The 10,185-nt window shown below is 71.0% G+C and carries 9 protein-coding genes; 4 read left to right on the plus strand and 5 right to left on the minus strand.

Features of this window, described 5'->3' with window-relative positions; all coding sequences use genetic code 11:
* Window positions 1–25: 25 nt before the first annotated feature.
* Genes ABS78_RS00970 through ABS78_RS00990 form a run of 5 tightly spaced genes read right to left on the minus strand, consistent with a single transcriptional unit; the run spans window position 26 to window position 5,019 of the window.
* The gene (locus ABS78_RS00970; protein WP_293373965.1) at window positions 26–1,105 is read right to left on the minus strand and encodes a zinc-binding dehydrogenase; all 1,080 of its coding nucleotides are present in this window, start codon (window positions 1,103–1,105) and stop codon (window positions 26–28) included.
* Window positions 1,105–2,382, minus strand: a complete 1,278-nt coding sequence (locus ABS78_RS00975) for a cytochrome P450 (protein ID WP_293373967.1) — start codon at window positions 2,380–2,382, stop codon at window positions 1,105–1,107. The genes ABS78_RS00970 and ABS78_RS00975 overlap by 1 nt, the downstream gene beginning before the upstream one ends.
* Window positions 2,379–2,600, minus strand: a complete 222-nt coding sequence (locus ABS78_RS00980) for a ferredoxin (RefSeq protein WP_293373969.1) — start codon at window positions 2,598–2,600, stop codon at window positions 2,379–2,381. Before ABS78_RS00980 ends, ABS78_RS00975 begins: the two co-directional genes overlap by 4 nt.
* The gene (locus ABS78_RS00985) at window positions 2,597–3,379 is read right to left on the minus strand and encodes an alpha/beta hydrolase (RefSeq protein ID WP_293373971.1); all 783 of its coding nucleotides are present in this window, start codon (window positions 3,377–3,379) and stop codon (window positions 2,597–2,599) included. The genes ABS78_RS00980 and ABS78_RS00985 overlap by 4 nt, the downstream gene beginning before the upstream one ends.
* On the minus strand, window positions 3,376–5,019 hold the full coding sequence (locus ABS78_RS00990) for an FAD-binding protein (protein ID WP_293373973.1): 1,644 nt from the start codon (window positions 5,017–5,019) through the stop codon (window positions 3,376–3,378). Before ABS78_RS00990 ends, ABS78_RS00985 begins: the two co-directional genes overlap by 4 nt.
* A gap of 107 nt (window positions 5,020–5,126) precedes the next feature.
* Between ABS78_RS00990 and ABS78_RS00995 the strand changes: the two genes are divergently transcribed.
* The 4 genes from ABS78_RS00995 to ABS78_RS01010 all read left to right on the plus strand — a co-directional run bounded on the left by ABS78_RS00995 (window position 5,127) and on the right by ABS78_RS01010 (window position 10,120).
* Window positions 5,127–5,975 carry an FCD domain-containing protein gene (locus ABS78_RS00995; RefSeq protein ID WP_293373975.1) on the plus strand — a complete coding sequence of 283 codons (849 nt, stop codon included), beginning with the start codon at window positions 5,127–5,129 and terminating at the stop codon, window positions 5,973–5,975.
* A 293-nt stretch (window positions 5,976–6,268) separates the two neighbouring features.
* Complete coding sequence (locus ABS78_RS01000; RefSeq protein WP_293374037.1) at window positions 6,269–6,604, plus strand: DUF2946 family protein; 336 nt, start codon at window positions 6,269–6,271, stop codon at window positions 6,602–6,604.
* Between the two features lie 248 nt (window positions 6,605–6,852).
* A complete protein-coding gene (locus ABS78_RS01005; protein WP_293374035.1) occupies window positions 6,853–8,748 on the plus strand; it encodes a TonB-dependent receptor in 1,896 nt (631 codons plus the stop codon).
* Window positions 8,749–8,758: 10 nt separating this feature from the next.
* Window positions 8,759–10,120: a PepSY domain-containing protein gene (locus tag ABS78_RS01010; RefSeq protein ID WP_293373977.1), complete on the plus strand. Its 1,362-nt coding sequence runs from the start codon at window positions 8,759–8,761 to the stop codon at window positions 10,118–10,120.
* Window positions 10,121–10,185 lie beyond the last annotated feature (65 nt).

The raw sequence follows: 10,185 nt of genomic DNA on the forward strand, positions 1-10,185 counted from the left end.
TGTCTAGCGCCGGTGGGAGACGGCCTCAATCGGGCACGATGACGGCGCGGACCACGTCGCCGGCCGCCAGGGCGTCGAGCCCCTCGTTCACCTGGTCCAGGGTGAGGGTTCTCGAGACGAGGCCGCCGAGGTTCAACCGCCCTTCCTCGGCGAACCGCGCGTAGCGCGGGAAGTCTCGGCGGATGTCGGCCGACCCGAAGAGCGAGCTGGAGATCCGCTTCTCCGAGAGAAAGAAGGGCCACGCGTCGAAGGAGAAGGTGGCGCCCTGGGGCGGCAGCCCGACGATGACCACGCTGCCGGCCTGCCGGGTCATGGCGTAGGCCTGATCGACCGTGGCGGGCAAGCCTACGCCGTCGATGCAGGCGTCCACGCCGCGCCCGCCCGTCGCCTCCAGCACGGCCTCGACGACCGATGGACCGGGATCGAGGGTCAGGCTGGCCCCCATGGCGCGGGCGTCGGCGCGCCGGGCCTCGCGCGGGTCGATGCCGATGACGGTGACGGCGCCGGCGATCCGCGCGCCCTGGATGGCGGCCAGGCCCACCGCGCCGCAGCCGATCACGGCCAGCGAGCCCCCCGGCTTCAGGTCGGTCCGGTTCAGCACCGCCCCCAGGCCCGTGGTGACGCCGCAGCCGATCAGCGCCAGCTCGGCGTCGGGCAGCCGCGTGCGCAGCGCCACGACCGAGGCCTGGTTCACCGTCATCCGCTCGGCGAACGAGCCGACGCCGTAGAGGCCCATGGCCAGCGAGCCGTCCGGCAGCCTGGCGCGGACGGGTTTGCGCACCTCCTGGGCCAGGACGCAGACGTGCGGGCGCCCCCCCAGACAGTTTTCGCAGGCGCCGCAGGCCGGGGCGGACGAGGTGGCCACCCGGTCGCCGACCGACAGTCCGGTCACCGCCGCGCCCAGCGCCTCGATCACGCCGCAGGCCTCGTGACCCATGATCAGCGGCGCGCCATAGCCGTACTTGCCGGCCCGTACGCTGACGTCGGTCTGGCACAGCGCCGTGGCGGTCACGCGGACGACCACGTCGTTGGGGCCCGGCGGCAACAGCTCGACGTCCTGGACCGACAGCGGCGCGCCGGCCTCGAGGAACAGGGCCGCGCGCATCAGCCCCACACCACCGGGACGCCCGTGGGCATCCGATAGAGCAGCCCCGTGAGCTGCGGCGGCGGCGCATCTGGGTCCATGCGCAGGTTCGGCAGGCGGTCCAGCAAGGCGTTCAGGGCGCTGCGCAGCTCCATCCGCGCCACCTGGCCGCCCACGCAGAAGTGCGAGCCGAAGCTGAACGCCAGGTTGGCCTGGGCCGGACGGAAGGGATCGAAGGCGTCGGGCTGGTCAAAACGGGCCGGGTCGCGGTTGGCCGCGGCGATTCCCGGCTCGACCAGGGCGCCCTTGGGGATCTTCACCCCCTCGATCTCGGCGTCAGCGGTGGCCAGGCGGAACGGAGCGGTCAGCACCGGCCCATTCCACCGCAAGGCCTCCTCGATGACCAGGGGGATCAGGTCGCGCTCGCCGTAGAGCCGCGCCAGCAGCTCGGGCCGCTGGAGGAGGGTGACGAGAACGATGCCCAGGCTGCGGTAGGTGGTGCCCGCGCCCGCCGGCAGCAGGTTGCACACCAGCCCCAGGATCTGCTCCTCGGTGATCTTCTCCGATCCTTCCGCGGTCTTCAGCTCGCTGTCGATCAGTAGGCTGATCAGGTCGTCCCGGGGTTGGACGCGGCGGGCGGCGATGACCCGGCGCATGTAATCCTCGACCTGGAAGCGAGCGGCGCGGGCCTCGTCCGGCGGCGCGGCGCCGATCTGGAGCTTGGCGGCCAGTTCGTGGAAGTGGTCCAGATCCTCGCGCGCGACGCCCAGGGTCATGGCGATCACGAACACTGGGAACTGGGCGCAGTAGTCGAAGTAGAGCTCGGCCCGCCCCTGCTCCACGAAGCCGTCGATCAGTTCGTCCAGGCGCGGCTTCACCCAGGACGTCCAGAGCCCCATGGCCTTCTTGCCGAAGGCGGGCTGGATCAGCAGGCGGAACTGCCGATGTTCCGGGTCGTCCGAGCCCATGAGGGACACGGGGCCGAAGACGTCCTCGGTCATCCGCCGGATGCCGGCGTTGGAAAACGTGACGTTGTCGCGCAGCACCGCCTCGGTGGCGGCGTACGACAGGGTGGCGAAGCGCTGCGCTCCCGGCCACGCGGCGGCCATCGGGTCGGGCAGGCCGAACATGCCGAAGAACGAGTCGCTGGCGACCGGCCCCTCGGCGCGCCGCACGGCGATCAGCGGATAGGGATCGTCGACCGCCCCGGCGCCCGTCCGCTGGGTGGTCTCGCGCTCCCAGTCGTAGCGTCCCACGCCGCTCGCTCCGGCGGGCGAGATCTCGTCCTTGAGGGTCATCGGTCAACAGGCTCCAGGATGATGGCCGCGACGGGGCAGTTGGCGGCCGCCGCGCGAACGGCGGTCTCGCCGTCGAACGGTCCGGCGAGCAGCGTCACCAGGCCCTCGTCGTCGGTCTCGAAGGTATTCGGGGCGAGGCGCGCGCAGCTCTCGCTGCACACGCACCGGTTCCGGTCGATACGAACCCGCAGGCCGGGCGTAAGCTGGCTCTCGATCATTCGCCCGCGCCATTCACGGCTTCGGCCACCAGGCGGGCGAACGCGGCCGGCTGGTCGACCGTGAGGAAATGGCCCGCCCCGGGCAGCACCTCGATCCGCAGGCCGGGCAGGTCGGCCCGCACGGCGTCGGCCATGTCGACGGTCGGCCCGGCCTCGCCGAACAGCATCAGGCCCGGCTGGCGGAGGGCGCGCAGTTCGGACGCCACGTCGAACCCGCGGATCGCCTCCATCACCGCGATCAGGCCCGTCGCGCCGACGCGCGCGCGATCGGCGTTCCAGCGCTGGGCGACACGGTCCGCGACCGGCGAGACGAAGCGCTGCTGGATCTCGTCGCGGGTCTGCACCGGCTGACCGAACAACTGCTCGACACGCGGCCAGGCGGCGTCCCACCAGGCTCGGGTGCGGTACTGGACCTCGGCGAGGACCACCGCGCGCACGTCGGCGCGGGCGTTCGCCGCGGCCAGGGCGATCATCGCGCCGACGGAGGTGCCGGCCAGGGCGGGGCGGGACAGCGACAGGTCGTCGATCAGATCGCCCAGGGCGCCTGCCAAGGCCGTGATCGTGGGCGGCGCGGCGAGATCGTCGGATGCGCCGTGGCCGGGCATGTCCCACGCCACCACGTCGAAGCCGGCGGCCAGAGCGTCCAGCACCGGCTCGAACTCGTGCCAGGCATGGCCATTGCCGTGCAGCAGGACCAGCGGCGGTCCCGCCCCGCGGCGCACATAGGCCACCCGGCCCAGCCGGGTCTGGAGGTGGCGGAGATCATGAGCGCCGGTCACGCGTTCACGCCCGCCATATGCTGGGCTGCGCGGATCGAGAACACCATCGAGGCTCCGATCGAGGCGCCCGCGCCGGGATAGGTGCGCCCGAACACGGAGGCGCTGGTGTTGCCGGCGGCGTAGAGGCCCGGGATCGCCACGCCGTCGGCGCGCAGCACGCGGGCGTGCTCGTCGGTGAGCAGGCCGCCCGCGGTCCCCACGTCTCCCGGATGGACCTGGACGGCGTAGAACGGCGCCTTCTCGATCGCACCCAGGTTCGGATTGGGCCCGGCCCGGCTGTCGCCGTAGAAGCGGTTGTAGACGCTGTCTCCGCGGCGGAAGTCCTCGTCGCGCCCCTTGGCGACATGGCCGTTGAAGCGGGCGATCGAGCCGCGGAACACCTCGCGGTCGAGGCCGCAGAGGTCGGCCAGTTCGTCCAGGCTGGACGCCTTCTTCATGTAGCCGCTCTCGAACCAGGCCTTGGGCGTCATCCGCGGCGGCGTCATGCCGAAGGCGTAGCGGTCGCGATGGCGGCTCTCGAGGATCATCCAGCCGGGCCGGCCCAGGGCGCGCTGGCGCTCCAGCATGATCTGGCCCACCTCCATGTAGGGGTCGGCCTCGTTGACGAAGCGGCGCCCCTCGGCGTCCACCATGATGGCGTGCGGGAAGCAGCGGTCCCAGACGTGCAGCATCACCGACCCCGGGGGGCTGGTGCCCGGCACCCACCACGCCTCGTCCATCAGGTCGGTGGCGGCGCCGAGGTCCTGGCCCAGCCGGATCGCGTCTCCCGTGTCGTCCACCGGCGCCATCGTCCAGTCGACGCCCACGGGAGCCTGGTGCTCCTGCCGCATCCCGGCGTTGCGGGCGAAGCCGCCGGCGGCGAGCAGGACGCCCCTGCGGGCGCGGATCGACACCAACTGGCCGTCGCGGCGGAGGCGCGCGCCTGTGACCCGCCCCTCCTCGCAGACCAGTTCGACCAGCGGGGTCTCCCGCCAGATCGGGACCTTCGCCCGGGTCAGGGCCTCGAACAGCCGCGCAACGAGCGCCTGCCCGCGGGTGAGCAGGACCGCTCCGCGGAGCTTGGCCAGGATCGTGCGCAGGCCGACGCGCAGCCAGGTCATCGCCGCCTTCGGCGTGCGCGGTCCCAGCGCGAGGACCGCCACCTCCACGGAATTGGCCGGCACCACGATCGCGGCCGGCCGCAGGAGCTCCCGGTCGGCGCCCAGCCGCCGCGCGTCGAACGGCAGCGTGTGGACCGTCCGCCCCTGGGGCACGCCGCCGTCGCGCTCGGCGTAGTAGTCCGCCCAGCCGGAATGGACGAGGGGCACCTCGTGGCGCGCCATGAGCTCGACCAGGGCGCGCCCGCCGTCGACGTAGGCGTCGCGGCGCGCGGGGCTCGAGGCCGGCCCCGCATCCCCCACCACCGCGTCCATGTGACGGCGCGCCTGCTCCCGGGATTCCGCGATCCCCCTGGCCTTGAGGAACGGATTGTCCAGCAGCCACAGCGTGCCGCCCGAATAGGCGGTGGCGCCCCCGATCCAGGCGGACTTCTCGACCACGACGACCTCCAGGCCGCGATCGCTGGCCTCGAGGGCGCCCGCCATTCCGCCCCCGGCCCCGACCACCAGCATGTCGCACTGATGGTCCCACGCGATCGACATCGGCCCTAATCCTCCCAATAAGTTTATTTATTATACTATAACTGTCGGAAGGCCTCCGGCGCAAGATGGGCTTTGCGCCGCGCGCTCCCTTGTGGAAAGTCGATGTCGTGAAAGCCGTCCCCACCTCCCCGCCGCAGCCTCCGAAGACCGAGGATCGTCGGCGCCCGTCGAACCCGCCGCGCGAGGCGACTCCCGATCGGATCGCCCGGCCTGCGCCCGGCAACGCCGAGATCCGCGTGCCGAAGGCGGCCGAACTGATCGCCGAGACCCTCCGTCGGCGGATCGTCCTGGGCGAACTCCTCGCCGGCGACGCGCTGCCGTCCGAGGCCGAGATGATGGCTCAGTTCCACGTCTCACGCGCGTCGCTGCGGGAGGCGTTCCGAATCCTGGAAGCCGAGACCCTGATCGAGGTGAAGCGCGGAGCCAACGGCGGCGCGCGCATCAAGGTGCCCCAGGACGAGGCGGCGGCGAAATCGGTGGGCCTGCTGCTCCAGATGCGGGGAGCCACGTTGAAGGAGGTGCTTCAGGCCCGCCTCATCATCGAGCCGTCGCTGATGCGCTCGCTGGCCGAGATACGGACCGAGGACGACCTGCGCGCCCTGCGCGAGCACCTCGAATGGGAAGAGGCGCACCTCGCCGACTTCAACGTTTTCGCCCTGGCCACCGCCGAACTGCACCGCATCCTGGTTCAGCGGGCGGGCAACGTGCCGCTGGCGCTGATGGTGGGCATGCTGGACGACATCTTCCGCCGCCATGTCACCCACTTCGTCTCCCGGGCGCGGCCCGACCAACTGGAACTGAACAAGCTCGCGCTCGAGAGCCACCGCGTGCTCTACGACATGATCCTGCATCGCAACCCGGACGGCGCCGAGGCGACCTGGCGCTATCACATGCACCGCGTGAAGGACGTCGTCCTGTCCGAACTGGGCGAAGCGACGGTGCTCGACCTCTACTGAGGCCCGTGGGCGGAAGGCCGGCGCCGCCGGATTCCATTCATCGTCGATGACTTCCCCCCGGGTCCCTGGCGCGGCTCGTGGAAAGTGCGAGATCCGCTCCGTCCATGCCCATCGCCCGTCTTCCTGCGAGAATTCCCAGGGGACACCGCGGGATCTCCACGGCGGTCCGCCGTGGATTGCACGGCGCGGCGGCGATTGCGGACCACAAGCCGGTTGTCTGGTCGCCCATTCGGTGTAGGAAGCCTGCCGTGGGGCCAGCACTGACCATGACCGCATGCGCCGAAAGGCGCGCGATGATCGCGATCATCGCGGTCTTCGCGCTGCTCGTGCAGGCGCTGCTGCCGACCCTGGCGGCGGCCACGCCGGCGTCCTCCGGACAGATGACGCTCTGCACCGAGATGGGCCTTCAGACGGCGCCGGTCGATCCTGGGGCGCCCCCGGTCAGCCACAACTGCAAACACTGCCTCTGCCCGGCCCCGGCGAACACACCGCCCCCGATCCTCGTCGTCTCCCGCGTAGCCTACGCGGTCGAGATCCAGGACGCCCCTCCGGCGCCGCAGCTCCGCATTCCGCCCGCCCGCGCACCGCCACGCCCGCCCGGACAAGGCCCCCCGCTCCACACCGCCTGATCGACCTCGCCGGCGCGCGAACCCTTGCGCGCCCGTCATCCTGCGTTCTGGAACTGCATTCACATGTCCTCATCACCCGCGCGCTCGGCCGCGCCCTCCTGCTCGGCGCCTGCGCCTGGCCCGTCCTCGCATGGCCCGTCCTCGCCTGCGCCGAAGAGGCGGAACCCCCGAACACCGTCGAGCGCGTTGTCGTCTCCGGCGAGCGCGCCGCGCTCACGGTCCCGACCACCGCCCAAGCCACGGCCGATATCCAGCGTACCGCCGGCGGCGTCGCGGTGATCCCCGACAGCGCCTTCAAGAGCGGCCCCGCCGCCGCCATCAAGGACGTACTGGCCTATGTGCCGGGCGTGATCACCCAGCCACGCTATGGCCCCGACGCGCGGGTCTCGATCCGCGGCTCGGGCCTGTCTCGCGCCTACGGCGCCCGCGGGATCCAGGCGCTGGCGGACGGCGTGCCGATCAACACCTCTGACGGCCTGCTCGACCTCTCGGAGGTCGATCCCAGCGCCTATCGCTATGTCGAGGTCTTCAAGGGCGCGAACGCCCTTCGCTACGGTGGAAACAGCTTGGGCGGCGCAATCAACTTCGTCATGCCGACCGGTCGCGACGCTCAGCGCTTCGACGGACGCCTGGATGTCGGCAGCTTCGGCTTCGTACGCGGCCAGGTCAGCACCGGATTCGCCGACGGCGCCTGGGATGGCTTCGTCAGCGCCTCGGCCCAGTCTGAGGATGGATATCGCGAGCATTCGAAGGGCGCGTTCAAGCGCCTGAACGCCAACCTGGGCTACCGGCTCTCACCCGAGCTCGAGACCCGCTTCTACATCAACGCCTACGCCTGGCGCGCCCGCATCCCGGGCGAGGTCGGCAAGGCCTCGGCGCTCGACGATCCGAAGGCCGCCAACCCGGGCTGGGTGGTGCAGGACCAGCAGCGGAACATCGACTCGTTCCGGGTCGCCAACAAGACGACCTTCAGCCTGGGAAACACGACGATCGACGTCGGCGCCTACTACCTGGACCGGCGCGTCGACCACCCGATCTTCCAGTATCTGGACTTCACGGTGGACGACTACGGCGGCTTCGTCCGGACCACTGACGACCGCCAGTTCGGCGAGATGCGCAACCGGCTCGTCGCCGGTCTGAACGTCAACAACGGCAAGCTCGACACCGAGCAGTTCGTGAACAACGCCGGCGCCGTGAAGGGCGCCCTGGTGGCGTCCATGGTCGACACGTCGAAGACCATCACCGCCTACGCCGAGAACGCGCTCTACGTCCGGCCGGACCTCTCGCTGATCCTGGGCGTCCAGTATCTGCGCGCCACCCGCGACCGTCGCGACCGCTTCCTGTCGAACGGCGATCAATCCGGCGAGCGCAGCTACAGCGAATGGAGCCCGAAGGTCGGCGTCCTGTGGAATGTCGCTCCGGACTGGCAGGTGTTCGCCAACATCTCGCGCAGCGCCGAAGTCCCGAGCTACGACACCATCTCGTTCGCGACGCCGGTCAGCACGGCGGAGCTCAAGGCCCAGACCGCCACCACCTACGAGGCCGGCACGCGGGGCCGGCGCGGCGAGCTGACCTGGGATCTATCGGCCTATCGCGCCGAGATCAGGAACGAGCTGCAGTGCCTGACCACCGGGCCGTTCAGCGCCTGCAGCACGATCAATGCCGGTCGGACGGTCCACCAGGGCCTGGAAGCGGGCCTCATGGCGCCGGTCGCGAAGTCGGCCCTCATCGAGGGCGACGGCCTCTCGCTCAACGTCGCCTACACGCTCAACGACTTTAATTTCGACGGCGATGCGCGCTACGGCGACAACGAGCTGCCGGGTGTGCCGAAGCACCTGCTGCGCGCCGAGGCGCTCTACCGCCACCCCAGCGGCCTCTACGCCGGCCCGAACGTCGAGTGGTCGCCCGAGCGCTACTACGCCGACAACGCCAACACCCTGACCATCGACCGCTATGCCCTCCTGGGCTTTCGCTTCGGATTCGATACGAAGCAAGGCTGGTCGGCTTACCTCGAAGGGCGCAACCTTACCGACAAGCGCTACATCTCCACGGTCGCGATCGCGGGGACGGCCACGCCCACCTCGGAGCTCTTCAATCCGGGCATGGGGCGGTCGGTTTACGGCGGCCTGCGGCGCCGTTGGTGAGGGCGGACCGATGACCACCACGCACGCCTCAGATCCGGTCGCCGCCGACGCCGCCGGCGCGGTTTACCGCGCCTTCTGGCGCTGGCACTTCTACGCCGGCCTGCTGATCCTGCCGGTGCTGATGCTGATGGCGCTGACCGGCGGCGCCTATCTCTACAGGACCGAGATCGAAGGTATGCTTTACCGGTCCATGGCGACCGTCGAGGCGAAGGTCCCGACCGCGTCGCCGGACGCCTGGGTGCGCGCCGCCGCCCAGGCGTCCGGCGGCAAGGCCACCCGGGTCGAAGTCCCGGCGGAGGCCGGCCGCGCGATCCGCGTCGAGACCCAGAGCCCCAGCGGGACGCGCACCGTCTTCGTCGATCCGGCGGACGCGCATGTCACCGGCAGCATCGCCGGCGTCGGCGTCATGGACACGGTGAAGCGGATCCACAGCCTCGCGATCGCCGGCAAGATCCCGAACATGATGATCGAGCTGGTGGCCGGTTGGACCATCGTGATGGTCGCCACGGGCGTCGTCCTGTGGTGGCCGCGCGGCGCGTCCGGCGGGGTGGTCACCGTGCGCGCCACGCCCGCCCGACGGGTCTTCTGGCGCGATCTGCACGCGGTCACGGGCGTCTTCGCGGCTGCGGTGGTTCTCTTCCTGGCGGTGACCGGCATGCCGTGGTCGGCCTTCTGGGGCGCGGAGGTCCGCAAACTCACCAATGACGCCGGCTGGGGGGCGCCGAAACCGCCGGCCCCGGCCTGGACCTGGGCGCATGCGGCGCACGACAAGGGCTCCGACCCCGCGACGCCGTGGGCGATGGAGGGCGTCGAGATGCATTCGGCGCACCGCGCCCATGCCATCCAGCCTGCGCTGCTGACCCTCGCCGGCGCGATCCAGCGCGCCGATGCGGCCGGCGTCGCGCGCCCCTTCGCGGTCGCGATTCCCGACAGCCCCGACAAGGCCTGGTCGGTCTCGCGCCTCCCATCCCGCGTCGAAGAGACCCGCAGCCTCTACCTGTCCTCGGACGGCCGCACGCTCGCCGACATCGACTACGCGCAGTACGGCCCGGCGGCGAAGGCCATCCAGTGGGGCATCCACACTCACCAGGGCCAGCAGTACGGCGAGCCCAACCGCCTGCTGATGCTGGCCGGATGCGTCGCCGTCTGGCTGCTCGGGATCTCGGCGATGATCATGTGGTGGAAGCGACGGCCGAGAGGCCGACTCGCCGCGCCGCCAAAGCCGGCGGACCCCGGAGCCTACGGCGCGCTGGCCGCCGTGCTGGCGCCCCTGGGCCTCCTATACCCGGCCGTGGGCGCGTCGCTGATCGTGGTTCTGGGCCTTGATCTCCTTCTGCGCCCCCTGCGTCGTGACGCCGCCGCCCGACCGTAGGTGGGGAGGTGGGAGATCTCATGCCTTGATGGGAGGCGCCACAACGACCGCGGCTGTCCATCGCA

Source organism: Phenylobacterium sp. SCN 70-31, from assembly GCF_001724605.1.
Taxonomy (GTDB): Bacteria; Pseudomonadota; Alphaproteobacteria; order Caulobacterales; family Caulobacteraceae; genus Phenylobacterium.

Excerpts from the sequence above, each read along its gene's own strand:
- ABS78_RS00970 (WP_293373965.1), bottom strand. The coding sequence starts at position 1,105 with ATGCGCGCGGCCCTGTTCCTCGAGGCCGGCGCGCCGCTGTCGGTCCAG.
- ABS78_RS00975 (WP_293373967.1), bottom strand. The coding sequence starts at position 2,382 with ATGACCCTCAAGGACGAGATCTCGCCCGCCGGAGCGAGCGGCGTGGGA.
- ABS78_RS00980 (WP_293373969.1), bottom strand. The coding sequence starts at position 2,600 with ATGATCGAGAGCCAGCTTACGCCCGGCCTGCGGGTTCGTATCGACCGG.
- ABS78_RS00990 (WP_293373973.1), bottom strand. The coding sequence starts at position 5,019 with ATGTCGATCGCGTGGGACCATCAGTGCGACATGCTGGTGGTCGGGGCC.
- ABS78_RS01000 (WP_293374037.1), top strand. The coding sequence starts at position 6,269 with ATGATCGCGATCATCGCGGTCTTCGCGCTGCTCGTGCAGGCGCTGCTG.
- ABS78_RS01010 (WP_293373977.1), top strand. The coding sequence starts at position 8,759 with ATGACCACCACGCACGCCTCAGATCCGGTCGCCGCCGACGCCGCCGGC.